At 38.4% G+C, this 26,281-nt stretch carries 22 protein-coding genes; 17 read left to right on the forward strand and 5 right to left on the reverse strand.

The genetic code is table 11. From position 1 onward, the window contains the following. Positions 1 to 153 precede the first annotated feature (153 nt). Positions 154 to 1,479 (forward strand): 6-phospho-beta-glucosidase, encoded by a 1,326-nt coding sequence (locus tag CN326_RS08635; protein ID WP_098308309.1) that lies wholly within the window; start codon positions 154 to 156, stop codon positions 1,477 to 1,479. A gap of 54 nt (positions 1,480 to 1,533) precedes the next feature. Next, the gene (gene chbG / locus CN326_RS08640; RefSeq protein WP_098308311.1) at positions 1,534 to 2,238 is read left to right on the forward strand and encodes a chitin disaccharide deacetylase; all 705 of its coding nucleotides are present in this window, start codon (positions 1,534 to 1,536) and stop codon (positions 2,236 to 2,238) included. Positions 2,239 to 2,279: 41 nt separating this feature from the next. Here the strand turns inward: chbG and CN326_RS08645 are convergent, their stop codons facing one another. After that, positions 2,280 to 3,470 (reverse strand): chromate transporter, encoded by a 1,191-nt coding sequence (locus CN326_RS08645; protein ID WP_255258108.1) that lies wholly within the window; start codon positions 3,468 to 3,470, stop codon positions 2,280 to 2,282. A gap of 544 nt (positions 3,471 to 4,014) precedes the next feature. Here CN326_RS08645 and CN326_RS25395 point away from each other — a divergent pair. Further along, entirely contained in the window at positions 4,015 to 4,074 is a 60-nt protein-coding gene (locus CN326_RS25395; RefSeq protein WP_309247659.1) for a CHRD domain-containing protein, read from the forward strand. Positions 4,075 to 4,246: 172 nt separating this feature from the next. Here the strand turns inward: CN326_RS25395 and CN326_RS08655 are convergent, their stop codons facing one another. Together CN326_RS08655 and CN326_RS08660 are read right to left on the reverse strand one after the other, a co-directional pair. Next, positions 4,247 to 5,011, reverse strand: coding sequence for a polysaccharide deacetylase family protein (locus CN326_RS08655; RefSeq protein WP_098308313.1), 765 nt, complete (start codon positions 5,009 to 5,011; stop codon positions 4,247 to 4,249). A 152-nt stretch (positions 5,012 to 5,163) separates the two neighbouring features. Continuing rightward, a complete protein-coding gene (locus CN326_RS08660) occupies positions 5,164 to 6,240 on the reverse strand; it encodes a glycosyltransferase family 4 protein (protein ID WP_098308315.1) in 1,077 nt (358 codons plus the stop codon). A gap of 478 nt (positions 6,241 to 6,718) precedes the next feature. On the opposite strand from CN326_RS08660, the gene galE reads away from it, so the two are divergent. The 3 genes from galE (at position 6,719) to wecB (ending at position 10,538) form a co-directional block, all read left to right on the forward strand. Then, on the forward strand, positions 6,719 to 7,705 hold the full coding sequence (gene galE / locus CN326_RS08665; RefSeq protein ID WP_098308317.1) for a UDP-glucose 4-epimerase GalE: 987 nt from the start codon (positions 6,719 to 6,721) through the stop codon (positions 7,703 to 7,705). A gap of 295 nt (positions 7,706 to 8,000) precedes the next feature. Continuing rightward, positions 8,001 to 9,326 carry a UDP-glucose dehydrogenase family protein gene (locus CN326_RS08670; protein WP_098308319.1) on the forward strand — a complete coding sequence of 442 codons (1,326 nt, stop codon included), beginning with the start codon at positions 8,001 to 8,003 and terminating at the stop codon, positions 9,324 to 9,326. A 96-nt stretch (positions 9,327 to 9,422) separates the two neighbouring features. After that, positions 9,423 to 10,538 (forward strand): non-hydrolyzing UDP-N-acetylglucosamine 2-epimerase, encoded by a 1,116-nt coding sequence (gene wecB, locus CN326_RS08675; protein ID WP_098308321.1) that lies wholly within the window; start codon positions 9,423 to 9,425, stop codon positions 10,536 to 10,538. A gap of 283 nt (positions 10,539 to 10,821) precedes the next feature. Here the strand turns inward: wecB and CN326_RS08680 are convergent, their stop codons facing one another. Continuing rightward, positions 10,822 to 11,976, reverse strand: coding sequence for an LCP family protein (locus CN326_RS08680; protein WP_098308323.1), 1,155 nt, complete (start codon positions 11,974 to 11,976; stop codon positions 10,822 to 10,824). Between the two features lie 23 nt (positions 11,977 to 11,999). Further along, positions 12,000 to 12,641 carry a YigZ family protein gene (locus tag CN326_RS08685; RefSeq protein ID WP_098308325.1) on the reverse strand — a complete coding sequence of 214 codons (642 nt, stop codon included), beginning with the start codon at positions 12,639 to 12,641 and terminating at the stop codon, positions 12,000 to 12,002. Between the two features lie 382 nt (positions 12,642 to 13,023). On the opposite strand from CN326_RS08685, the gene CN326_RS08690 reads away from it, so the two are divergent. From CN326_RS08690 to prfB, 11 genes are all read left to right on the forward strand, one after another. Next, positions 13,024 to 13,866: a DegV family protein gene (locus CN326_RS08690; RefSeq protein WP_098308327.1), complete on the forward strand. Its 843-nt coding sequence runs from the start codon at positions 13,024 to 13,026 to the stop codon at positions 13,864 to 13,866. A 114-nt stretch (positions 13,867 to 13,980) separates the two neighbouring features. Next, positions 13,981 to 14,295: a winged helix-turn-helix transcriptional regulator gene (locus CN326_RS08695; protein WP_098308329.1), complete on the forward strand. Its 315-nt coding sequence runs from the start codon at positions 13,981 to 13,983 to the stop codon at positions 14,293 to 14,295. A gap of 257 nt (positions 14,296 to 14,552) precedes the next feature. Further along, positions 14,553 to 14,639, forward strand: coding sequence for a hypothetical protein (locus CN326_RS08700; RefSeq protein ID WP_255258109.1), 87 nt, complete (start codon positions 14,553 to 14,555; stop codon positions 14,637 to 14,639). A gap of 338 nt (positions 14,640 to 14,977) precedes the next feature. After that, entirely contained in the window at positions 14,978 to 16,201 is a 1,224-nt protein-coding gene (locus tag CN326_RS08705) for a C40 family peptidase (protein ID WP_098308333.1), read from the forward strand. Between the two features lie 129 nt (positions 16,202 to 16,330). After that, entirely contained in the window at positions 16,331 to 17,677 is a 1,347-nt protein-coding gene (locus tag CN326_RS08710) for an ATP-dependent helicase ComFA (RefSeq protein WP_098308335.1), read from the forward strand. Beyond that, positions 17,677 to 18,384, forward strand: coding sequence for a ComFC family protein (locus CN326_RS08715; protein WP_098308337.1), 708 nt, complete (start codon positions 17,677 to 17,679; stop codon positions 18,382 to 18,384). The genes CN326_RS08710 and CN326_RS08715 overlap by 1 nt, the downstream gene beginning before the upstream one ends. A 512-nt stretch (positions 18,385 to 18,896) precedes the next feature. Then, positions 18,897 to 20,426 carry an esterase/lipase family protein gene (locus CN326_RS08720; RefSeq protein ID WP_483295639.1) on the forward strand — a complete coding sequence of 510 codons (1,530 nt, stop codon included), beginning with the start codon at positions 18,897 to 18,899 and terminating at the stop codon, positions 20,424 to 20,426. Positions 20,427 to 20,548: 122 nt separating this feature from the next. Then, entirely contained in the window at positions 20,549 to 20,746 is a 198-nt protein-coding gene (cspD, locus tag CN326_RS08725) for a cold-shock protein CspD (RefSeq protein ID WP_098308341.1), read from the forward strand. Between the two features lie 391 nt (positions 20,747 to 21,137). Then, positions 21,138 to 21,680, forward strand: a complete 543-nt coding sequence (gene hpf / locus CN326_RS08730; RefSeq protein ID WP_098308343.1) for a ribosome hibernation-promoting factor, HPF/YfiA family — start codon at positions 21,138 to 21,140, stop codon at positions 21,678 to 21,680. A gap of 378 nt (positions 21,681 to 22,058) precedes the next feature. Continuing rightward, positions 22,059 to 24,575 carry a preprotein translocase subunit SecA gene (gene secA, locus CN326_RS08735; protein WP_098308345.1) on the forward strand — a complete coding sequence of 839 codons (2,517 nt, stop codon included), beginning with the start codon at positions 22,059 to 22,061 and terminating at the stop codon, positions 24,573 to 24,575. Between the two features lie 208 nt (positions 24,576 to 24,783). Continuing rightward, positions 24,784 to 25,885 (forward strand): peptide chain release factor 2 gene (gene prfB / locus CN326_RS08740; protein WP_098308348.1). Its coding sequence is split into 2 segments (ribosomal slippage): positions 24,784 to 24,855 and positions 24,857 to 25,885, totalling 1,101 coding nucleotides; the frame shifts between segments, so codons are not numbered across the junction. Positions 25,886 to 26,281: the final 396 nt, after the last annotated feature.

Below are 26,281 nucleotides of genomic sequence, written 5' to 3' on the forward strand. Positions count from 1 at the left end.
CTCGAAAGGTATGATAGAATTCTCCGACGACGCCAAAAGAAGCAATTGAATGAAGCGCATCATTTTCAAACCGAGCTCATACAATCAGAAGCAGGAGGAGAAAAAAACAGAGATTACAGTACTGTTAATTCATGCGAAAGGGGAACATGCAGCATGCGTGGAATAAAAATTACAACAATTGGCGGCGGCTCTAGTTATACGCCAGAATTAATTGAAGGTTTTATTAAGCGCTATCATGAAATTCCTGTTCGTGAAATTTGGTTAGTTGATATAGAAGAAGGAAAAGAAAAGTTAGAGATCGTTGGTAACTTAGCAAAGCGTATGGTAAAAAAGGCAGGAGTACCAATTGATATTCATCTTACGCTTGATCGCCGCGAAGCGTTAAAAGGGGCAGATTTTGTTACAACGCAGTTTCGCGTGGGATTATTAGCAGCGCGCAGTAAAGATGAAGCAATTCCATTAAAATATGATGTGATCGGTCAAGAGACAAATGGTCCTGGTGGTTTATTTAAGGCTTTGAGAACGATTCCTGTTATTTTAGATATTTGTAAAGACATAGAGGAGATTTGTCCAAATGCATGGTTAGTCAACTTTACAAATCCAGCAGGTATGGTAACAGAAGCTATCCTTCGCTATACAAACATTCAAAAAGTTGTTGGGTTATGTAACGTTCCGATTGGGATTCGTATGGGATTAGCGAAGATTCTCGATGTAGATCCAAGCCGTGTACACGTTGATTTTGCAGGTTTAAACCATATGGTGTACGGATTGGATGTGTATTTAGATGGTGTGAGCGTCATGGATCGTTTGCTGGAATTAGTGACAGACCCAGAAAAACAAATTACAGTGCAGAATATTGTAGCGCTTGATTGGGAGCCTGATTTCATTCGTGCACTTCGTGCGATTCCGTGTCCATATCATCGCTACTACTACAAAACACGCGAAATGTTAGAAGAAGAAAAACAAGCATCCATGGAAAAGGGTACACGTGCAGAAGTCGTAAAAAAATTGGAAGCTGATTTATTTGAGCTTTATAAAGATCCCAATCTAGACATTAAACCACCGCAATTAGAAAAACGCGGCGGAGCATATTATAGTGATGCAGCGTGTAGCTTAATTACCTCTATTTATAACAATAAAGGTGACATCCAGCCTGTAAATACAAGAAATAATGGTACAATTGCAAGTCTGCCAGCTGATTCTGCTGTTGAAGTGAACTGTGTCATTACAAAGGATGGTCCAAAGCCAATTGCAGTTGGGGACTTACCGGTAGCGGTTCGCGGTTTAGTACAGCAAATTAAATCGTTTGAACGTGTAACAATTGAAGCTGCTGTAACAGGTGATTATCATAAGGCGCTGCTTGCGATGACGATTAACCCACTTGTACCATCCGATAAAGTGGCAAGGCAAATTTTAGATGAAATGCTAGAAGCTCATAAAGAGTATCTTCCGCAATTCTTCAAAAAGGTGGAGAACTAAAGGCAGCGCTATATAAGCCTGCTTTTTTTTTGTTACGTAATGGGAGGGGATAGAATGATTCGATTAATCGTAAACGCAGATGACTTTGGCTTAACGCGAGGTGTAAACTACGGTGTTATTGACGCGCATGTTAATGGACTTGTCAATTCTACAACGATGATGATGAATATGCCGGGAGTAGAACATGCAGTGCAATTAGCGAAGGAATATAAGACGTTAGGAGTTGGCGTGCACCTCGTATTAACCGCAGGAAAACCATTGCTTTCTGATGTGCCTTCTCTTATAAAACAAGATGGTTCGTTTCATTCGCAACATACGATTCGGAAAGGAAATATAGATCCGCATGACGTCGAGCGAGAGTGGACCGCCCAAATTGACAAGTTTCTATCCTATGGTTTAACACCGACGCATTTTGATAGCCATCATCACGTACATGCACTGCCGATTTTACATGGTGTATTAAAAAGATTAACAGAGAAGTATAAAATCCCAGTACGCCGCCTTAAACAAGGCCGTGCAGTAAGTCCATTTTCTGATGTATTTCTCCGTAATTTTTACGGAGTTGGTGTAACGGATGATTATTTTACAAATTTACAAGAGCGTGTACGGGACGGGGCAACAGTTGAAATTATGGTGCATCCAGGCTATGTCGATGCGGAGTTGATGAAATGTTCATCTTATGTCATGAAGCGTGTTGAAGAATTACGGATTTTAACAGAGAGTAAGCTTCCAAGTGGAGTGGAGCTTGTAAAGTTTTAATATATAAGAAAGACGGCTATTTCTCGGAATAGCCGTCTTTCTTATAATACTGACAAAATGATTCCACTTATCGCGCCAACTATCACAATTACCCACGGCGGCAGCTTCCAAAAGGCAAGCATTGCAAATAAGAGTAATGCGACAACGAAATCAGCAGGCTTCTCAACCGAGCTCGTCCAAATCGGTTGATAGAAGGCGGCAAGTAAAATACCGACAACAGCTGCATTTATACCAAGCAGAGCACCCTGTACGTACGGTTTACGGCGCAGTGCATCCCAAAAAGGTAACACGCCTACTACGAGTAAGAAAGCTGGAAGGAAAATTGCAATCGTCGCAATTGTTGCTCCGAGGGCTCCGTTCATAATCGCACCGATATAAGCGGCAAATGTAAATAATGGTCCAGGGACAGCTTGCGTCATTCCATAGCCAGCGAGAAACTGCTCTTTCGTTATACTGCCGTTTGACACAAACTCATTTTCTAAAAGCGGAAGAACGACATGACCACCGCCAAAGACGAGAGAGCCTGATCGGTAGAAGCTATCAAACATGGCAATCCAGTGCGAGAGAGGGCGTAATATTGGTAATAGTATCAATAAGAGAAAGAACAGAGATAAGCATAGCACTGCGACTTTGCGTGAAATCGGAATGGATATTTTTGTTTCAGTTGCTATTGTATGCTCTCTGTATAAGAGCCACCCAATTACACCGGCGAATAAAATAACGATGATTTGTATCCAAGCTGCTTGGAATAATAGAACAGCAGCTGTAGCGATGACTGCGATCGTTGCGCGGCCACGGTCTGGTGTTAACTTCTGTGCCATTCCCCATAATGCGTGAGCGACAATTGCTACGGCCACAAGTTTTAAGCCGTGAATCCATCCGGCATGGGCAATGTCTATTTGCTGTAATACGGAAGCAAACAATATGAGCACAAGAACGGAAGGTAACGTAAATCCAAGCCAAGAAACAATCGCCCCAAGTATGCCGCCTCGAGATAAGCCAATGCCCATGCCGACTTGGCTACTAGCAGGGCCGGGAAGAAATTGACAAAGCGCTACTAAATCAGCGTAGCTTTTTTCATCTATCCACTTTCGTTTTTGAACGTATTCGTGATGAAAATAGCCAAGATGTGCAACAGGCCCCCCAAAGGAAGTGAGCCCAAGTTTCGTGGAAACGAGAAAGATTTCTATTAATATTTGTAAGTAGTTTGTGATGGTTTGTTTTGTTTTCAAAATGAAGTAAATTCTCCTTCTTTTTTGATGAACGTTTTCTTCTATCATATCGAATATATGTAAATAAGAACATCGATAGAATGTAATAAATATGTAAATTTGCATACACTGCGAGTATCGTTTTATGGAAGTTTCACTCTATTGGAAATTTGGGTGAGGTAGTCAAAGAAACAAGCATATTTAGAACGGAATGAGTATCGTATCAGCTTTATATAAGGAGGTGGTTAGAAGAGTGACAAAAGTTTTTTTGCTAGATTAAAAGGACGTAATGAAGTCCCTCCTGTAGAAACTGATGCTTGTAGTAAGGTGAAATTCATGTTTAATGAAGACTTTACAAAGCTATATTATAAATTAACTAGAAGATGACTGTCGCTCACATTCATTTAGGGAAGGAAGGACAAAATGGACCAGTGAATCCTGGGATTAGTATTGATAAAGGCGTTGTAAAGGGTGTATTGACAAAAGATAATCTTGTTGGGCCACTCCAAGGAAAGACTTTAGCAGATCTTATGAAAGAAATACAGGGAGAAATGCGTATGTCAATGTGCATACAGAGCAATATCCTCAAGATGAAATTCGCGGACAAATTCAAGAGGTATGCTAACAAGGAAAAGGAGCTGACCTAACTTAGTCAACTCCTTTTTGTATTGTTTTATAAAGTGAAACTTCAATAAGTGGGGGGCTTCATTCCCCTCGGCTATTGATCACTATTTTAAAGTTTACACAAAAATAGGAATTGGGGAAAGAGTGGACAGATTTAGCGGAGGCTAAAGTTGTTACAATCTCGTATCCTTCCAAAAATTAACTTCTAAATGAGAAGAAGGGTTGTAAGGAAGAAGTGTATACCCTTGTGAACGAAGATAGTCAATTATGTTTGGTAAAACTTGCACGGTGACACTTGAGTCATGCATTAAAATGACTTCAACTGGTTTATTACTTTGATTCATTATCCGTTCCAATACAGCAGAAGGATTATGATCACTTTTCCAATCATATGTATCGACTGTCCAATCCCACATTTTATAGTGAGCTACAACAAGAGCATCACGATAGTTTTTCTTTAAATGGGGCATGCTGCCATAAGGAACGCGAACGAGATGCGTATCGAGTCCGGTGATAGTTTGAACGATTGCCCGAGCTTGTTCCATTTCAGAAACTAAAATAGAGGGATCACCGTTATAAAGGTATTTTGCATTATGAGACATACTATGTAATCCTAGGTAATGACCTTCTTGAATCAATCGCTTTGTTGTTTGAGGATAACGAGAGACACGTCCGCCAATAACGAAGAAGGTTGCTTTTTCATTTTTTTGCTTTAAGATATTTAAAATTTGTGATGTATATTTGTTTGGTCCATCATCGAATGTTAAATAAGCCACTTTTCCTTGCGGGGTAGCTGTATGCTGATGAGGCAGTTGTGTTTCAAGATGAGCGATAGAGCGATTCTCATGTGAAGATACAACTGCAGCCTGCTTAGATGATAGAAAACATGAGATGATAGTATAAAACAAACAAATCAGTAGAAGCGTTCGCTTAATCATGATGCTCACCCTAATTTGAAAATTGTACCGTTATTTTGCTCCAATAGTGGTATTCTCAAACGAACTATATTTTGGAAAACAAAAAACCGGATGATTTCTTTAAAGAACTCATCCGGTTTGTATATTTTTATATTGAATTGGTTATACTATTGTTATTCTTCACGTTTTTTTACTTTTTTATAGACTGAAATAATTGGTTTATAGCGATCGTGTTCGTGTACAAGACCAATAATCTCTGCGACAATTTCAGTAACTAAAATAAGAACGAATAGAAGAAAAATGGATAACCATAATGTTGCGCTTGAAAAAATAATCGCGTTGACACTAAAGAAAATCCCGAAGGCATAAATGATAAGCACCGTTGTTCGATGAGAGAATCCTAGTGCAAGTAAGCGGTGATGTAAATGTGATTTATCTGGTGCCGAAATTGGTTTTTTATTTACAATACGGCGAATGATCGCAAATGTTGTATCAAATATTGGTACTCCTAAAATAATGACTGGAACGATAAAGCTAAACAGTGTTACGCTTTTGTACAGTCCAAGTAGTGATAGTACAGCAATACAATATCCTAAGAACAGTGCCCCTGTATCCCCCATAAAGATTTTCGCAGGATGGAAGTTATAGAATAGAAATCCAATTGTACTTGCCAGTGCAATTAACGCAAGCGGCAAAATGATAGCACTCCCAGCGCCAGTAACGCTAGTAGCAGCCATATAAGCTAACGTTGCAAGAACAATGGACGAAATTCCGGCCGATAATCCGTCAAGGCCGTCAATTAAATTAATGGCATTTGTAATACCGACAATCCAAAATACTGTAATCGGATAAGATAACCATCCAAGTTCAGTTTCTCCTAAAATTGGAATATAAAGCACCGATATTTGTAAATTTTTCACGATTAGCAATGCGACTGCAAGTTGTCCGCCGAATTTTACTTTTGCAGATAGTTCATACACATCATCTAATATACCAATGATGATGATTATGACAGCACCTACACTAATCGATAGGATACGCTGTTCATACAAGCCGCTAACGAAGCAACCTACAGCAACTCCGATGAAAATTGCCAGTCCGCCAAGACGAGGCATAATCTGCTGATGTACTTTACGAGCATTTGGCTTGTCTGTTGCCCCGATCTTAAAAGCTAACTTAATCACGAAAGGGGTAGCAATTAGTACGGTAATGAAAGATGCCAATACTGCATAAATAGTTCGTGAGTCCATTAATACCCCACCCTTTATATTTTAACGTATGCAAATCTTTCTTTTGCTTAAAAGTTCGATAAGTGTTTTTGGCTCATAACATATGGTATCATAAAAAGAATAGAATTCAATCTTTTTTTCCCTTGACTTTGATGAATAATGGCCAAAATATGTGACATTTTTTAGTGAATTATAGATGCAAATTAATCTTAATATGGATGTTTCACAGGAAAATATGTATGATTCCTACTTCAGGAGTATATGGTAAATTGCGGGTGTGAATCATAATATAATCGTGTTGTTTAAATATACATATATAATGAGATGGGATTTTTAATTATTTTTCGTCATAGTGTGTCATGCATAAATGTTGAGGAAAATGTATAATAAAGGAAAACTTCTATTTGTGGAGAATGAAAGCCTCTCAACTGATGGCAGTTTCACTTTATAATATGGAGCAAAGGTATCTGATGATAAATTTTTTTCAGGGGGAGAACGCATGATTTTAGTAGTTGGCGGTGCAGGATATATTGGAAGTCATACAGTAAAACAATTGTTAGACAAAAATTTTGAAGTGGTCGTATTAGATAACTTATCGACTGGTCATCGTGAGAGCGTTGATAAAAGAGCACTTCTAGAAATAGGAGATTTAAGCAATGCAGCGGATTTAGATCGTGTATTTGGCAGATATTCTATTGATGCTGTTATGCATTTTGCAGCAAATAGCCTTGTTGGTGAATCTGTTTCGAATCCATTGAAATATTATAAAAACAATGTGACAGCAACGATTACTTTGCTTGAGAAAATGATGGAGCATGGTGTAACATCATTTATTTTCTCTTCAACAGCAGCAACGTATGGAATTCCGGATACAGATATCATTACAGAAAAGAATACAACAAACCCAATCAATCCATATGGACGTTCTAAATTAATGATTGAACATATTTTACAAGATTTTCATGCGGCTTATGGCATGAAATATGTTGCACTGCGTTATTTTAACGCAGCAGGTGCTCACGTATCAGGAACAATTGGAGAAGATCATACACCAGAGACACATTTAATTCCGCTTGTGTTGCAGCACTTATTAGGAAAACGTGAAACAATTTCTGTATTTGGCACAGATTATGAAACAAATGATGGTACTTGTATTCGTGATTATATCCATGTAACAGACTTAGCAGAGGCGCACATCTTAGCACTGCAAAGCTTACAAAATGAACAAAAAACAAATGAAGTGTATAACTTAGGAAATGGCAAAGGTTTTTCTGTAAAAGAAGTGATTGAAACGTGTGAGCGTGTAACTGAGAAGAAGGCGAATGTCGTTTACACGGAACGCCGCGCTGGAGATCCAGCACAACTGATCGCTTCTTCAGCAAAGATCTATGACGAATTAGGCTGGAAGGCAAAATATTCACTTGAAGAAATGATTCACACGGCTTGGGAATGGCATACAGCTCATCCGAACGGATATAGTAAGTAAAAACAAGTCAGCTGCCGATAAAGCAGCTGACTTGTTTCTTTACAAGATATTTTGGTAGTAGGACTCCCACCTCAAGATTGTGAGAAATGAAAGAAGATAGGTGGGGGCTAGCTGCTGGCATGTGCCTGATTAATTCAACTAATAATCAGTGGGAGATGAAGAAAACTTACACTGATTAAAGTTTCACTTTCGAGAATTTCAGCGCTTTTCTTTACAAAAGCTTAAAAAATGAGGCTAAAGATGTCTCATATAATAAAAGTAAAGTGAAACGAACCATAAGTAGGAGGTGTTGTTTATGAAAATTACAGTAGTAGGTACTGGATATGTCGGGTTAGTGACAGGGGTTGGATTAGCGACACTTGGGCACTCTGTGATTTGTTTTGATATTGATGAACAAAAAATACGGTTGTTAGAGAAAAATGAATTGCCGATATATGAACCGGGCCTACATGAATTATTGGAAGAGGCTGTTTTGAAACGGAGATTATCGTTTACTTCAAAGCGAGAAGAAGCTTACGAGGCAGCTGATTTTATTTTTGTGGGGGTTGGTACACCGTCCTACTCAGACGGATCTGCAAACTTAACACATATTGTAAATGTGTGCCGTGACATTGGCATGTACGCAAAGCGTGATGTGACTGTAGTGACGAAAAGTACGGTTCCAGTTGGGACAAATGATGCTATGAGAGAATGGATTCGAGAGTCAGTGCGAACAGATATAAGTATACATCTTGTATCAAACCCGGAGTTTTTGCGAGAAGGTTCTGGTGTGCATGATTTCTTTCATGGTGATCGAATTATAATTGGAGCAGAAACAACAGAGATTGCAAAGAGAGTTGGTGAGCTGTATAAATCGCTCCCAATTGAAATATTTACAACAGATGTGCGCAGTGCAGAGATGATTAAGTATGCATCGAATGCTTTTTTAGCGACGAAAATTAGCTTTATCAATGAAATTTCAAATATATGCGAAAAAGTACAGGCTGATGTGACGGAAGTGGCAGCTGGTATGGGAATCGATAAAAGAATTGGCCCGCATTTTCTGCAGGCGGGTATTGGATACGGCGGCTCGTGTTTTCCGAAAGATACAAACGCACTTGTGCAAATTGCTGGGAATGTGGCGCATGATTTCAGGTTATTAAAAGCAGTCATCGAAGTAAATAATAAGCAACAAGCTTCACTCGTGGAGAAGGCAGAAAAGGTGATGAATTTACGAGGGAAACGAGTTGCTGTTCTCGGTCTTTCGTTTAAGCCCAATACAGATGATATAAGGGAAGCGCCGTCCCTTATGATTATTGAACAGTTACTGGCTTTAGGAGCTAATATTATCGTGTACGATCCAAAGGCAATTTTACATGCGAAGCGTATATTGGCAAATCAAGTACAATATACAACAGATATAGATGCAGCCATTATGAAAGCAGATGCAGCCTTTATTGTAACGGAGTGGGAAAGTATTCGAACGTATCCCATTGTGAAGTATGTACAGCTTATGAATGAACCGATTATATTTGATGGAAGAAATTGTTATGCCTTAGAAAAGATAGAGAAGTATGCTGTTGATTACTATTCCATTGGTAGAAGAGCAGTTCGAAAGCGTGATGTTTCACACCTTTTTTAGTAAATATTTCCTTCTATTGTTTAGAATTCTCATATATAATAACAAGTGTTATCTCGTATGATAAATTGAAACACTGAAAGAAAAGAGGAACTCAATATGACAGAACGCATGAAAGTAATGACGATTTTTGGAACGCGTCCCGAAGCTATTAAAATGGCCCCTCTTGTGTTAGAGCTACAAAAACATTCAGAACAAATCGAGTCGATTGTGACAGTAACAGCGCAACACCGTCAAATGCTAGATCAAGTGTTAGATATTTTCGGTATTACACCGAATTATGATTTGAATATTATGAAAGACCGCCAAACGTTAATTGATATTACAACGCGCGGTTTAGAAGGTCTAGATAAGATCATGAAAGAAGCAAAGCCAGATATCGTTCTTGTACATGGTGATACAACGACGACATTTATTGCAAGCCTTGCTGCATTTTATAATCAAATTCCAATCGGTCATGTAGAAGCTGGTCTTCGTACGTGGGATAAATATTCTCCATACCCAGAAGAAATGAACCGTCAATTAACAGGCGTCATGGCAGATCTTCATTTCGCACCGACGGCAAAATCTGCAACAAACCTGCAGCAAGAAAACAAAAAAGAGGCAAATATTTTTATTACAGGAAATACAGCAATTGATGCGTTAAAAACAACAGTAAAAGAATCATATACGCATCCTGTTTTAGAGAAGGTTGGAGATGACCGTCTTATCCTTATGACAGCACATCGCCGTGAAAATTTAGGTGAACCGATGCGCAATATGTTCCGTGCAATTAAGCGTCTTGTCGAAACACATGAAGATGTGCAAGTTGTATATCCAGTACATATGAATCCTGTTGTTCGTGAAATTGCAGGAGAAATTTTAGGAGATCATAATCGCATTCATTTAATTGAGCCGCTTGATGTAATTGATTTCCATAACTTTGCATCACGTTCATACTTAATGCTAACGGATTCTGGCGGTGTACAAGAAGAAGCGCCATCACTTGGTGTGCCAGTTCTTGTTCTTCGTGATACAACAGAGCGTCCAGAAGGTATTGAAGCTGGTACATTAAAGCTTGCTGGTACAGATGAAGAAACAATCTTTACTTTAGCAAATGAGCTATTATCAGATAAAGAAGCACACAGTGCAATGGCAAAAGCATCGAATCCATATGGTGACGGGCATGCGTCAGAGCGTATTGTAAAAGCAATTGTGGAGTATTTTAATAAATAATAAAGTGAAACTTCCAGCAGTGAATAATTTTTTCACTGCTGGAAAGCTCTCACCAATCGGGCTCTTATAGGCAGTTTGATTTTGCAGCAATGAATAGCATCTTACTGCCTGTTAGAGCGGGATAAAGCGAAACTTCCATTAGTAAACGATTTTTTTACTGCTGGAAAGCTCTCACCAATCGGGCTCATACGGGCAGTTTGATTTTGCAACAATGAATAACATTCTACTGCCCGTTAGAGCGGGATAAAAAAACAGCTATCTCCATTTACGGAGATAGCTGTTTTTAATGTGCAGACATTTGCCATTCTGTATTTGATTCATGAGTGTCTGAATTTGTCTTTTGTTCATGCGATTTAGACGATGGTGTAGATTGTTCCTGTTTTCCAGGTTGATGTTGTATATTCGAGCCATGAGACGGTTTAGCCGGTTCTTGTGTTTCAGGCTGCTCTTGTGTATCCGACGCAGGAGCTGAATCTTCAAGTTCTAAGTTTTGCATAAAGGTATGGTGAATTTCTTGGATATTTGATTCGTCTGGAACGAAATAGTAAATTCCATCTATTTTTGCATCTTTGCCTTCCATTTTTACTGTTTGAATGGTAGATGTATCAAAGCCAGAGAATTCTTTATAGAGTGCAAGACCATCTGATACAGGTATATCTGTTTTTATATACTTTCCGACTACTTTTGCAATGTCATTGATTTTAAATACAGTAGAAGGTGAGTTTAATTCCTGTAACACCGCCTCAAGTACTTGACGTTGACGTGCAGCACGGCCAAAGTCCCCATTCGGATCTTGCTTTCTCATCCGAACATAAGCCAAGGCTTCTTCGCCATTTAAATGCTGTGGTCCTTTTTTAAACTCAATCTTTTTGTAATAGTCAACATCAGAGCGTTCCCAGAAATCGAATGGAACATCGACTGTAACACCGCCAACTGCATCGACTATGCCTTTAAATCCTTTAAAATCTAATTTAATATAATGATCGACAGGTACTTTTAAAAGGTTTTCCACTGTATCCATGGCCATTTTTTCTCCGCCATAGGCATGAGCTGCATTTATCTTATCTTTTTTGTCACGCCCAGCGATTGTTACGCGTGAATCACGCGGGATACTCATTAAAGATACTTGCTTGGTTTTTGGATTAATAGTTGCAAACATTAAGGAATCCGTTCGTCCGTTTTGGCCGCCTGTGGCATAATCTTCAATTCCCATGATTAAAAGACTAAATGGTTTTTTCGTAATTTCTACATCCTCTGTGCGGAGTTTAGATTTATCATGCTTCGAGCCGCTGTAAATTCCCATTAAAGAAGAGTAAGAATTATACGCATAAAATGCTCCGCCTCCGATAAGGAGAGCAAAAATAAGGAATATAAGCGATTTGCGTCTTCTTTTCTTTTTCGTCCTTCTATTCTGGAGATGATGATAACGATCTTCCATAAATAATCTCCTTTAAGTATAAATTAGTGTTGTACTATATCTTGTTCTAGATATAGCATCTCATCTTCATTAATTGTACATTTCCCATTTGTGATTTCAATCATCCATTCTGTGAATGATTGTTTTTGGCTTTCCTCCACATATGTGTCAAACGTGACATGATCTAAGTAGTGTATATCTTTAATCGCATATATAGAGTTGCGTAGTTCATTTTCAATTTTTCCGAGTAATGTATAATCAATTTCAGTTTTCATGACGCGCATTAGCTTTCGTTCAACGACGCCGACATGATTTAGACCTTCACTTGTACATTTCCCGTATGCACGAATTAAACCGCCTGCTCCTAGTTTAATGCCACCGAAATAACGCGTTACAACAACGACAGTATCTTTTAAGTGACGCTTCTTTAACACTTCTAGGATTGGGACACCAGCTGTACCACTAGGTTCTCCGTCATCGTTTGCTTTTTGAATTTGGTCATGTTCGCCAATTAAGTAGGCTGAGCAGTTATGGGTTGCATTCCAATGTTGTTTTTTAATCTTTTGGATAAATTCTTGCGCTTCTTCTTCTGTTGTTGCGCGGCTTACATGACAAATAAAGCGAGATTTTTGAATCACTATTTCATGTTCGCCGCACCCTTTTACGGTGAAATATTGTAGTAGCACTAATTTTTACGCCCCTATCTGTATAAATTACAGCTTTTATCAGTGGGCAGTTCTATCCCAAGCTGATGGTTAGCTTTATGAAATTGGGTTCTTGTGAAACAGGGTTCTACCTTCAGTTTCTTTCGTTTCTCAGAAGGTGAAGAACGTATTACTCGTTAGATAGATAAATTATCAATACTTTTTATTCTAAAAGGGCTAGTGTGGAGTTTCAAATCTTTTTTTGCAGAAATTTAGCCATTTCTATTATAATTTGAATTTTTTTGTTGTAAATTGTTGAAATAGCACTTATAATCTTAACCTCTCGTTTTTTCAGCAGTTAATGCACCTTTTCCCATTTTCATGTACAATTAATAATAAATTTGTTTATAAGGTAGGTACGAAAATGAAAACAGCTATTGTAACTGATAGTACGGCATATTTACCAAAACATGTTCGTGAAGAATTAAATATACATATAATCCCGTTGAATGTCATTTTTGGGAATGATTCTTATCAAGAAGAGGTTGAAATTACAGCTGCAGATTTTTATGTGAAAGTTCGTGAACAAGAAGAGTTGCCGAAGACATCTCAACCAGCTATCGGAAAGTTTATTGAGTTATTTGAAGAGCTAGGGAAAGAATATGATGCAGTGATTAGCGTTCATCTTTCTAGCGGTATTAGTGGTACATATCAGACGGCGACGACAGCTGGTCAAATGGTAGACGGAGTAAAGGTATATACATACGACTCAGAAATTAGCTGTGAAGTTCAAGGTTTTTATGCACGTGAAGGCGCAAAAATGGCGAGTGAAGGGAAAACGCCGGAAGAGATTATCGCTCGTTATGATGAAATGAAGAAAACAGTGGATGCGTATTTCGTTGTAGATGATTTGCATCATTTGCAGCGCGGCGGTCGTTTAAATAGTGCTCAGGCATTTATTGGAAGCTTATTGCAAGTGAAGCCGGTACTATATTTCCGTGATAAAGTTATTATTCCGTTTGAAAAAATTCGTACGCGTAAAAAAGCATTAAAACGTATTGTTGAAATTTTTGATGAACAAGCAAGTAAAGGTATGCCAATGGAAGCAGTTATCATTCATGCTAATCGGGAAGAAGAAGCAAAAGAATGGAAGCAAGAATTGGAAGAAAAATACCCGCATGTGGAAATTCGAATCGGTTATTTCGGAGCGGTAATTGGTACACACTTAGGAGAAGGTGCTCTTGGCTTAGGATGGTACATGAAATAAAAAAAGCTCTCTTTCATGTAGAGAGCTTTTTTGGTAAAAATATAACAAACAAAATAAGTTTAATTACTTACTTTTTATAAGAAACTATTTTATAATAGAGAAGAGGTGAAACATATGGAACATAATCCTTGTTTATGTCCGAAGTTCGAGTCTGCTTTTACACTTCTGAGTAAAAAGTGGACAGGATTAATTATTAAATCACTGTTAGAAGAACCGAAACGATTTCGAGAAATTGCTGATATCATTCCAAATATGAGCGATCGTATGCTATCAGAGCGCTTAAAGGAATTAGAAAGTGAAGGAATTGTTGTGCGTGCCGTTTATCCGGAAGTGCCAGTTCGTATTGAATATGGTTTGACAGATAAAGGAAAAGCATTAGAGAGTGTAATGGATGAAGTACAAAAATGGGCAGAGAAATGGGTTCATTAATTGGGATTTTACTACCAAAAAGTAGTGGGATAAAAAAGTGCAGGGAGATATTCCTGCACTTTTTTGCTTTACAAATAAAGGAAAATGCAGCAAAAAATATTTCCTTTCGATTAAAAATATTACATTGATATAACAAAAGGGTTACATGTGTATTTTGAGTGTAATATAACCCTTCTTGTGGAGCTGGAAATTTAATTGTTAATTTGGAAGATATGTAAAAAGAAGGTAGTATATGGTCTTACTATGGCCAACATGGTGTGAAGAAGACGAGTTGGTTATATGATGGTGGAAAATGGTATTATTTCAATTCAGATGGTAAAAGGAAATTATCAAATCAATGGTAAATAGAATAAGTTCAATGAAAATGGTGTTTGGTTAGAGGAAGTAAAAGCTTAATAGATTAGTAAACTCTCTTGCGTGATAGCAAGAGAGTTTTTTGTTATACATCACATAACCATAAAGTAAATAAAATCGTGCGACAAAAGAGAAAAAAGTATCGTCCTCATTCTTCATTTCTCTACAAAAAGGCACAATATTAGAACATAAATGTCAAGAAATTACAAACGTAATATTACATTTCTTTTACAAAAGCGTAACATTGCTAAAAAACATTGGTAATTATGGTATAAATTTTATTAGACAAATTCGGAAAACCAAGAAAAAGAAAGCGGTGTAAAACAAAATGAAAAAATTTAAAATCGCATCTTGCGCATTAGCAGCAGGATTTATGATGTTTTCAGTAGTAACACCAAATGCATTTGCTGAAAAAAATGACGACGTAAAAACACAAATTCAACAACAAAATGACACTTTACATAAACAACAACAAGAACGTGATGATCTTCAAAAACAAATGGACGAATTAAAGAATACAATTCAAGGATTGGACAAATCTGTTCAAGAGAACGAAGCTAAACTTGCTGAAACAACGAAGCAAGTAGAAGAAACACAAAAATTAATTGAACAAAAAGATAAAGAGATTGCAGATTTACAAACGAAAATTGCACAGCGTGAAGAACTGTTGAAGAAGCGTTTAGTTGCTCTTCAAGAGAAACCAAACACGAATGTTGTAACGGAAGTAGTTGTAAATTCTAAAAGTCTTGCAGATTTAATTGATCGTTTAACTTCTGTTTCACAAATTCTTGAGTCTGACCAAGACATTATGAAAATGCAACAACAAGATCAAGATAAAGTGAAAAAAGATGTGGAACTTATAAAATCAAAACAACAAGAATTAAAAGATGCACAAGCAAAAATTGAAACTGCGAAACAAGAACTTGATGCTGAAAAAGCGAAAAAACAAGCAGCGATAGATGATTTAAGTGCAAAAATGCAAACAGTTGTAAACGGAATGTCTAGCACAGAGTCGCAATTGAAAGATTTAGAAAAACAAGCTCTATACTTACAAAGCTTAGCTGAACAACAAGAAAAACAAGCACAACAAGCACAACAAGCACAACAAACGCAACAACCAGCAAATAATGGCGGCGGACAAGCTAAAAATGCTTCTAATTCGAAACCAGCTCCTGCAGCACCGCCACAAGAAGTAAGCGGCGGCGGGGATTCAAGTGTAATTGCAAAGGCACAAAAATACCTTGGTATGCCATATGTTTGGGGTAGTGCATCTCCATCTAACGGTGGATTTGACTGCAGTGGTTTCATTTCTTACATTTACGGCGTAGGTCGTCAAGATGTAGCTGGATACTGGAATTCTGTTCAGCATATTAGCAGTCCACAACCTGGTGATTTAGTATTCTTCCAAGGTACGTATAAAGCAGGTCCATCTCATATCGGTATTTATGTTGGCAACGGACAAATGATTCACGCTGGTGATGACGGAATTGCATATTCTAACATTAACAGTAGTTACAACCAAAAACATTTCTTAGGTTACGGTAGATTCTAGAATTTTAATTATATAAAATACGTGTATAAAGTCGATAGCTTACTATTTTAAGAGTAGGTTATCGACTTTTTTTATTTTTTACAAACTCTTTCAATCTTTTTATAGTGAAAATAGAAAGGGGGAGGGAGGATGCTAGAAGGCCGACAGTTATTACTAGAGGAAGTATCCGTATCAAAGGAAGAACTTTATAAGCTGGAACGAGATGGCTATATTTGTTATGAGCAAGGCGTTATAAAGAAAAGCTCTCGTTATATGTGTCACCGCTGCGGAAATGAAAAACGGCGATTATTTTTTTCGTTTTTATGCTATTGCTGCAATAAAATGTGTACATATTGCCGGAAGTGCATCTTGATGAGAAGAGTGAGTGAATGTACGCAGCTCGTTCGTTGGATTGGTCCTATACAAAATCAAATCATAGTGAATTGTCTTGAGTGGAACGGTCAGTTATCAGAAGGACAACAAAAGGCTGCAGATAGAATTGTAAGGGCAGTGCAAAGAAAAGAATCCTTTTTCGTCTGGGCCGTATGCGGTGCAGGGAAAACAGAGATGTTATTTCATGGTATACAAGAAGCCCTAAGTAAAGGAGAACGTGTTTGTATTGCGACGCCGCGGACGGATGTTGTCCTCGAACTTTATCCCCGTTTGCGGGAAGTATTCCCATCTGTTTCAATTTGTGCATTATATGGTGGAAGTGACGACTTATATACAAATGCGCAGCTTGTTGTTTCGACAACTCATCAACTCCTACGCTATTATAGAGCATTTGATGTCATGATCGTGGATGAGATTGATGCCTTCCCTTATTCAATGGATGAAACGCTGCAATACGCAGTTAACTCTGCTAGTAAGGAAAATGCAGCGTTTATTTATTTAACAGCCACTCCATCTAAAGACTGGCAGCGAAAGCTTCGTAATGGAAAACAAAAAGGAGTGATTATTCCTGCACGCTACCATCGTTATCCCCTACCTGTCCCTATTTTTCGCTGGTGCGGGAATTGGCGAAAATCCATCCAAAAGAAAACCTTACCTTCAATTATTTTGCGGTGGCTTCATGTATATCTCGAAAAGCAATATTCTATTTTTTTATTTGTTCCTCATGTTTGTTATGTAGAAGAAATTGTTTCTATTTTAAAATGTATTGATAATCGTATAGAAGGCGTGCATGCGGAAGATCTGAAGCGAAAAGAAAAGGTGGCTTCATTCCGAAAGGGAGAGATTCCGTTATTAGTGACGACGACGATTTTAGAAAGAGGCGTTACCGTTTCGAATTTGCAAGTGGCGGTGTTAGGGGCAGAAGAGCATGTTTTTTCAGAAAGTGCGCTCGTTCAAATTGCAGGACGAGCGGGGCGTAGTAGTCATGCTCCTTATGGCGATGTCATCTATTTTCATTATGGAAAGACAGAGGCGATGGTTACGGCAAAAAAACAAATTCAATCAATGAACAAAAGAGCAAAGCAAGAAGGGCTGGTAGACTAATGCATTGCCTTCTTTGTGATGATGTTATCTCTGTTTTGCCGAGCTGGTTTTCTTTTTTTGTTGAACAAGAAAAGGGATACGTATGCGCATACTGTGAACAAAAATTTTCTTATATTATAGGAGATATTTGTGCAGATTGCGGAAGACCCTTTCAGTATCTATCAGATGAATATAAGCAAGGTGAATATTGTAAGGACTGCTTACGCTGGAAGCAAGATCCGTATTTTCAGCATGTATATGTAAAAAATCGATCTGTCTATATATATAATGATTGGATGAAAGAAGTATTAGCCCGTTTTAAGTTTCGTGGCGACGCCGCCCTTGTTCAAGTGTTTGCTTCTTCTTTTTCCAACGTTTTTCAGCAGTATTTTCCCCATTGTGATTGTATTGTTCCTATTCCCCTTAGTCTGTCTCGTAAATATGAACGAGGATTTAATCAAGCAGAATTGTTAGCGGCATGCTTATCTATTCCAATTGTGAAAACATCACTCATGCGAAGCGATGCAGAGAAGCAAAGTAAGAAAACAAGAACAGAGCGTTTGCAGCGTCCGCGGCCCTTTTATTTTGCAGAGGAAGAATCCTTTCACGGAAAAGATATTCTTTTAATTGATGACGTATACACAACTGGGATTACGGTGCGTCAAGCGGCGCAATGCTTCTATGAACGAGGAGCACGGAATGTTTCATCATTGACGCTTTGCCGCTGAATTCTTGTTTGGTGTCCTCTTTGCTAATACAGTGCAGCTCAAATATTCTGGAATTTTGTTCACTTTTGGATACACACAGAATCCTTTTGGCCACTCTAACTACAATAAAGTGAAACTTCCATCAGTGGGGGCTTCCTCCCCCACTGATGGAAAGCCCTCACCAATCGGGCTTTTACGGGATAAATCTTAAGTACATTTTCTCAACGTGGATTGTAAATTTTTTAGAAGGTTTTTAAGAAATTAAGAAAGAATACGTTCATCACCATTAAGTGCAATGGAGGTAGAAAAATAAAAAGTAAATGAGTCAGAAAATTCAAACTAAAGTTAAGGAGACATTTTCTATTACACGCTTATCATTCCATCAACTATAAATTATAGGATGAATTGAAGAACAACGTATTTGCATGAAGATGGGAACTGCAAATTAAATAAGGGGGACTGCTGTGTTGCATAAGTGCAAACGTTTTTTCGCAGTATTGACTATTTTTATTTTTGCTTTTTGTTCTTTTCATATTTCATCCGTTTCCGCTAGTTCTACGCAAATGTCTGGTGGGATTTTTCCGCCATCAGAATCGTTTACTCCTGGAAGTTGGTTTTTAGGGGCAACTCCTGAGAATGATGCGAATAAACCACCTATCGTTTTCGTTCAAGGTAAGAATGGAAATGCTAAGGACTGGTACGGTGAAACCGTTTATCACGGTATGAACGATATGTATAATTATGCTTATAATGCAGGGTATCAAACTGTCTTCGTTCAGCTGTATGATGCGGCCGGAAAGGGCTCAGCAAGTGAGTGGGATAATGGGCGTTTGCTCGCTTCTATGCTGGAGCAAATCTATAATCATTTTGGTAAGAAGGTCAATATTATCGCACACAGCAAAGGCGGACCTGACACGCAAGCAGCGCTCGTTCACTACGGCGCAAGTCGCTTTGTTGGAAACGTAGTGACGCTCGCTTCTCCTCACTATGGCTCTAACTTAGCAGATTTGGCGTACAGTTGGTGGGCAGGTTGGCTCGCTTCCTTGTTAGGACAACGGGATGACGGCACGTACTCTTTGCAGACAGGGGAAATGGCGCAGTTTCGTAATATAACGGATAACAATCCAAACGCTAAGTTGAACCGTTATTATACAGCTGCGGGTACAAGCTGGGGACCTGCCTTCTCTGCGCTGTCTATGGGAGGATTTTACCTTTCCTGGTATGGTTCTAATGATGGGTTAGTCAATGAATGGAGCACGAAACTTCCTTATGGAACACATCTGTTTACAGATGCTAGCCTGGATCATGACAGCATTCGAAAAGGATCAGCTGTATTTTCACGGATTGAGCCTTATTTGCGCAATACTTCTTCGTTTGCCTCTATTGCAAACGAAAATATATTTGAAGAATCACAAAAAAATCTAGCTGTGAATGCTAATCAAACGGTGTTAGGAGGACCGTTCACACCAAACAGTTGGGTGGAACAAACCTTTGCGGTGGATACTGTAACAGATGGAAATATTTCTGTGTTGACTGCATCTCCAGACGTACAGATGCAGCTTATCGCTCCATCTGGCAAGGTGTACACCAATCAAAACAGCAAAGCAGTGACGGGAGAAGAATATGCGTATTTTAGCGGAGCGACAATCCGAACATTCCAGGTTGATCAAATGGAAGTAGGTGAGTGGCGCTTAAAAATGATGTCACAAGCACAAAAAGATGCATATCTTATGCTAGCTAATTATAAACAGGTTGCACCGTTTACGTTAGAAATGCCGGGTAAAGTCAAGAAAAATAAAGCGGAATTTAAGTTAAAGCAATCTACAAAACGTTCCCTACAGCAGGGGGATCTTTCTTTTGATATACGCGTTGTAGATCGGGATGGGAATTTAATATCGCACTCCAATAAGCTGCAAAAGACAGATACAGTCACATTCACCGGAAATTTGCCAGATGTCGCAAAATCAGGTGTGTATAACGTAACGATTGATATTAAAGGAAAGAATAAAGAGGGAAAAGCATATAATCGGACGGTTGTGCGTTCTGTGTATATTGAGAAATAAGACATGTCGAAAGGTACAATAAAAAGGCGACAAGTCTTCTTTGACTTTGCACTTTTCCATTCGTTATATTCAAAGTATGGGGCAGATACCCTTATTTTACGATTGAAGGGAATGGAAAGAACATGCAAGGAAAAGTAAAATGGTTTAATGCGGAAAAAGGTTTTGGGTTTATTGAGCGCGATGGCGGTGACGATGTTTTTGTTCATTTTTCTGCCATTCAGCATGACGGATATAAAACGTTAGAAGAAGGACAAAAAGTTGAATTTGATATTGTAGAAGGTGCGCGTGGTCCGCAGGCAGCAAATGTTGTGAAGTTATAGTTGAAACATGGTGAGGCTTCAAAGACCAGCGTTTCACATAGGGGAGCCTCCGTTACATAGGTAACGGAGGCTTTATCATAATCAGTTATCCACTACCTATCTTCTTCGGATTCCTCACAATCTTGAGGTAGGGGTCTTACTGCCCGTTAATGCGGGATAAACAAAGAGTTGTCAAAAAGTTGTAGTATTTTTGTAACGGATTTTTCACACTTATATATGATAACTACGATATAAATAGGATAAAATAATAATAGAAAAGGAATTACATTTCTTTTTCTACAAAATTCGATAAAAAAATATCGATTTTGTCAAAAAATTTAAAAATGAAAGAAGGGTTTTTGATACCTTTGTCGAAAACCTATACATAGGCTTGAAAGGAGGAGTTCATCTTATGAAATTTAACATTCGCGGTGAAAATATTGAAGTAACTCCAGCATTAAAGGAATATGTAGAGAAAAAGCTAGGTAAGTTAGAGCGCTATTTCGAGACTTTTCCAGAAATTAAGGTAAACTTAAAAGTGTACTCTGACAAGCAACGAGTGGAAGTAACAATTCCGTTTCCGGATTTATTACTTCGCGCTGAAGAAACAAATAGCGATATGTATGCTGCTATTGATTTAGTCGTAGATAAACTTGAACGACAAATCCGTAAACATAAAACAAAGGTAAATCGTAAGTTACGTGAAAATGGCATTACAAAAACAATGTTGATTCTTCCAGAGCAACCAACTGTGCAAGAAGAGGTTGCTGAAGATGAATTAGAACTTGTTCGTACAAAACGATTTGACTTAAAACCAATGGATGTAGAAGAAGCAATTTTACAAATGGACATGTTAGGCCATAACTTCTTCGTCTTTACAAATTCAGAAACAAATGAAACAAATGTTGTATATGGACGTAAGGATGGAAAATACGGTTTAATTGAAACTAAATAATAATATAAGGAAAACGCAGCTGTAATGGCTGCGTTTTTTTAGGTTATCAGGAACTTCCTGATAGCCGTTTTTTGTAAACTCGCCAATAAATTGATGTGATCCCGCTATTCGTGGACAGTAAGACCCCCCACCTCAAGGTTCAGCGAAAAGCAAAGAAGATGAGTGGGGGCGTTTTCATGAGTACGCGTTTGGCCGATTGTTGTCATAGATATAAAACAAGTGTTACAATTGTCAGTAGGTTTATCCTTTTTTAAGGAAAAGAATCCTATTTTTTAGCAAAGAAATGAGATTGAGTGTTATAGCGACCAATCAGTGAAAAGAGCAATAACAAATCGCACTGATGGAAGTTTTATTTTAATAAAAGAGGAGCGTATTCCCATGATCGGTATTTTAAAAAAGGTGTTTGATGTAAATGAACGTCAGATAAAACGTATGCAGAAAACCGTGGATCAAATCGAAGCATTAGCACCTCAAATGTCACCACTGACAGATGAACAATTAAAAGGAAAAACAGTAGAGTTTAAAGAACGATTAACAAAAGGTGAAACAGTGGATGATTTATTGCCAGAAGCTTTTGCAGTTGTACGTGAAGCGGCAACACGTGTACTTGGCATGCGTCCATATCCTGTTCAGTTAGTGGGTGGTATTGCCCTGCATGAAGGGAATATCTCTGAGATGAAGACAGGGGAAGGTAAAACGTTAACTTCTACATTACCAGTATATTTAAATGCCCTTACAGGAAAAGGTGTTCACGTTGTTACAGTGAATGAATACTTAGCGCAGCGTGACGCAAGTGAGATGGGACAATTACATGAGTTTCTTGGTTTAACAGTTGGTATCAATTTAAATCATATGTCACGAGAAGAGAAGCAAGCTGCGTATGCTGCTGATATTACGTACAGTACGAATAATGAGCTTGGATTCGACTATTTACGTGATAACATGGTGCTTTATAAAGAACAACGCGTACAGCGTCCATTACATTTTGCCATCATCGATGAAGTAGACTCGATTTTAATTGATGAAGCACGTACACCGCTTATTATTTCTGGACAAGCGCAAAAGTCTACGGAATTATATTTATTTGCGAATGCATTTGTTCGTACATTAACGAATGAAAAAGAATATACATTCGATGTGAAAACGAAAAATGTTATGTTGACGGAAGAAGGAATCAACAAAGCAGAAAAATCATTCCACATTGAAAATTTATTTGATTTAAAACATGTAGCGCTTCTTCACCATATTAACCAAGCGTTGCGTGCTCATGTTGTGATGCAGCGTGATACAGATTATGTTGTGCAAGAAGGCGAAATCGTAATTGTTGACCAATTTACAGGTCGTCTTATGAAAGGGCGCCGTTACAGCGAAGGATTGCACCAAGCGATTGAGGCAAAAGAGGGCGTTGAAATTCAAAATGAAAGTATGACGCTTGCGACGATTACATTCCAAAACTACTTCCGTATGTATGCGAAGCTTTCTGGGATGACAGGAACAGCGAAAACAGAAGAAGAAGAATTCCGTAACATCTATAATATGCAGGTTATTGTTATTCCGACGAATAAACCAATTGTTCGTGATGACCGTGCAGATTTAATTTTCAAAACGATGGAAGGAAAATTTAATGCGGTTGTAAATGATATTGTTGCTCGTCATAAAAAAGGGCAACCAGTTCTTGTTGGTACAGTAGCAATTGAAACGTCTGAGTTAATTTCGAAGATGTTAACGAGAAAAGGTGTGCGCCATAATGTCTTAAATGCGAAAAACCATGCACGCGAAGCAGAAATTATCGCTGAAGCAGGTCATCCAGGTACGGTGACAATTGCAACGAACATGGCTGGACGTGGTACAGATATTAAACTTGCAGAAGGCGTACGTGAAAACGGTGGTTTATCTGTTATCGGTACAGAGCGTCATGAAAGCCGACGCATTGATAATCAGCTGCGCGGTCGTTCAGGACGTCAAGGAGATCCTGGTGTGACGCAGTTCTACTTATCAATGGAAGATGAACTGATGCGCCGTTTCGGTTCTGATAATATGAAAGCGATGATGGATCGTCTCGGTATGGATGATTCTCAGCCAATCGAAAGTAAAATGGTATCTCGCGCTGTTGAATCTGCACAAAAACGAGTAGAAGGTAATAACTACGATGCTCGTAAGCAGCTTCTTCAATACGACGATGTACTTCGTCAGCAGCGTGAAGTTATTTACAAGCAGCGTCAAGATGTAATGGAATCAGATAATCTGCGCGGCATTATTGAAGGAATGATGCATTCTACAGTAGAACGTGTTGTAGCTCTTCATACGCAAGAGGAATTAGAAGAAGAATGGAACATTGCTGGTCTTGTTGAATACTTAAATACAACTCTTCTACAAGACGGTGATGTGAAAGAAGAAGAATTACGCCGCTTAGCGCCAGAAGAAATGATCGATAGCATTTTTGCGAAAGTGAAAGAGCGTTACGACGAGAAGGAAGCACAAATGCCAGAAGCACAAATACGTGAATTTGAAAAAGTAGTTGTATTCCGCGTTGTAGACTCGAAATGGATGGATCATATCGATGCGATGGATCACTTACGTGAAGGTATTCATTTACGTGCATATGGTCAAATTGATCCGCTTCGTGAATATCAAATGGAAGGCTTTGCGATGTTTGAAGCAATGATTGCTTCTATTGAAGAAGATATTTCTCGTTATATTATGAGAGCGGAAATCGAACAAAACTTAGAGCGTCAAGAAGTAGCGCAAGGAGAAGCGGTTCATCCAAAAGACGGAGATGGAGCTGGAGTTTCAAAAAAGAAACCAGTCGTAAAAGGTGAGCAAACAGGCCGTAACGATTTATGCACATGTGGCAGCGGGAAAAAATACAAAAACTGCTGTGGAATTGGGAAATAAAGAAAAGCGGAAGCGGCTCGTTTAGGATGTTTTACCTCATGGATGGAAAATTTCCGTGAACATTCATATAATAACAAGAGATGAACTCTCTCTCGCAAAAGCAGGGAGAGTTTGCCTTGTTGTTCGTATAAAGTGAAGTAGGGTCTTACTGCACGTAAGCAGCTTGATAAATGAGGAAAGTAATAGTAATTACATAGAGGTGACCAAAATGGAATTAGTAGAAATTAGACAAGAACTAGAGAAAATGGCTAAGAGATTAGCGGCTTTTAGGGGGTCTCTTTGACCTCGCTGGAAAAGAAAAGCGAATCGCAGAATTAGAAGAAATTATGATGGGTGCAGGCTTTTGGGATGATCAAAAAAGTGCACAAACAGTCATCAATGAAGCAAATGCTTTAAAAGACATGGTTGGTAAGTTTAATACGCTTAACGAAACGTTTGAAAATCTAGAAGTAACGCATGAACTTGTGAAAGAAGAATACGATGAAGAATTGCATGCGGAGCTTGAAGCGGAAGTAAAAACTTTATCTGCAGATATGAACGAATACGAACTTCAATTATTACTAAGTGAAGAACACGACAAGAATAATGCTATTTTAGAGTTGCATCCAGGTGCAGGTGGAACAGAATCACAAGATTGGGGTTCTATGCTGCTTCGTATGTATACGCGCTGGGCGGAAAAACGCGGTTTTAAAGTAGAAACGTTAGATTATCTTCCTGGTGATGAAGCGGGGATTAAAAGCGTTACGTTATTAATTAAAGGGCATAATGCCTACGGTTATTTAAAAGCAGAAAAAGGCGTACATCGTCTTGTACGTATTTCGCCATTCGATTCATCTGGCCGTCGTCATACATCTTTCGTATCTTGTGAAGTTGTACCAGAGTTTAACGATGATATTGAAATTGAAATACGTACAGAGGATTTAAAAATAGATACGTACCGTGCAAGTGGTGCAGGTGGACAGCATATTAATACGACTGACTCCGCTGTACGTATTACACATATCCCAACAAATGTCGTGGTAACATGTCAATCTGAGCGTTCACAAATTAAAAACCGTGAACATGCAATGAAAATGTTGAAAGCGAAACTGTACCAACAAAAATTAGAAGAACAACAAGCAGAACTTGATGAAATTCGCGGTGAGCAAAAAGAAATCGGATGGGGAAGCCAAATTCGTTCATACGTATTCCATCCATATTCCCTTGTGAAAGATCACCGTACAAATACAGAGGTCGGGAATGTTCAAGCGGTTATGGACGGAGAGATTGATGCATTTATTGATGCATATTTACGTTCTCGTATTTCATAAGCTGAAACTTCTATAGATATAAAAAAATGCCAACAGGTCGTTGGCACATGCGTGAGGCAATGAGGAGTATACCTTCTGTCTAGAGGGAGAGAAAGAGGAGAGAAGTTGCGAGGCAACTTCTCTTTTTGGTGGATGTAGTTGTAGCATACAAGCTTGTATATTGTTTTGTAAAAAGTAGAAAATAACAAAATGTTGGAAGTAATTGATCAGAAGAATGGGATGATTTTCGTATTCTATATGCTAGGAAAATTCGTTGTTTTGCATCATATCATTCGTTCACAAAATTGATACAATTACTGAAAAGCATTACGCCTGTAAGTGTCCTTTCTCGTTTAGGGTAATATTGGTTATGCAGGTAAGTTTTGAAATTGCAGGAAAATCATTATAATGCTATTG

The organism is Bacillus sp. AFS018417 (assembly GCF_002560985.1).
In the GTDB taxonomy this organism is placed as follows: Bacteria; Bacillota; Bacilli; order Bacillales; family Bacillaceae_G; genus Bacillus_A; species Bacillus_A rhizoplanae.

Bases quoted from the DNA above. Each gene is read 5' to 3' on its own strand.
- CN326_RS08635 (WP_098308309.1), top strand. From the start codon at position 154: ATGCGTGGAATAAAAATTACAACAATTGGCGGCGGCTCTAGTTATACG.
- chbG (WP_098308311.1), top strand. From the start codon at position 1,534: ATGATTCGATTAATCGTAAACGCAGATGACTTTGGCTTAACGCGAGGT.
- CN326_RS08655 (WP_098308313.1), bottom strand. From the start codon at position 5,011: ATGATTAAGCGAACGCTTCTACTGATTTGTTTGTTTTATACTATCATC.
- CN326_RS08660 (WP_098308315.1), bottom strand. From the start codon at position 6,240: ATGGACTCACGAACTATTTATGCAGTATTGGCATCTTTCATTACCGTA.
- galE (WP_098308317.1), top strand. From the start codon at position 6,719: ATGATTTTAGTAGTTGGCGGTGCAGGATATATTGGAAGTCATACAGTA.
- CN326_RS08670 (WP_098308319.1), top strand. From the start codon at position 8,001: ATGAAAATTACAGTAGTAGGTACTGGATATGTCGGGTTAGTGACAGGG.
- wecB (WP_098308321.1), top strand. From the start codon at position 9,423: ATGACAGAACGCATGAAAGTAATGACGATTTTTGGAACGCGTCCCGAA.
- CN326_RS08680 (WP_098308323.1), bottom strand. From the start codon at position 11,976: ATGGAAGATCGTTATCATCATCTCCAGAATAGAAGGACGAAAAAGAAA.
- CN326_RS08690 (WP_098308327.1), top strand. From the start codon at position 13,024: ATGAAAACAGCTATTGTAACTGATAGTACGGCATATTTACCAAAACAT.
- CN326_RS08695 (WP_098308329.1), top strand. From the start codon at position 13,981: ATGGAACATAATCCTTGTTTATGTCCGAAGTTCGAGTCTGCTTTTACA.
- CN326_RS08705 (WP_098308333.1), top strand. From the start codon at position 14,978: ATGAAAAAATTTAAAATCGCATCTTGCGCATTAGCAGCAGGATTTATG.
- CN326_RS08710 (WP_098308335.1), top strand. From the start codon at position 16,331: ATGCTAGAAGGCCGACAGTTATTACTAGAGGAAGTATCCGTATCAAAG.
- CN326_RS08715 (WP_098308337.1), top strand. From the start codon at position 17,677: ATGCATTGCCTTCTTTGTGATGATGTTATCTCTGTTTTGCCGAGCTGG.
- cspD (WP_098308341.1), top strand. From the start codon at position 20,549: ATGCAAGGAAAAGTAAAATGGTTTAATGCGGAAAAAGGTTTTGGGTTT.
- hpf (WP_098308343.1), top strand. From the start codon at position 21,138: ATGAAATTTAACATTCGCGGTGAAAATATTGAAGTAACTCCAGCATTA.
- secA (WP_098308345.1), top strand. From the start codon at position 22,059: ATGATCGGTATTTTAAAAAAGGTGTTTGATGTAAATGAACGTCAGATA.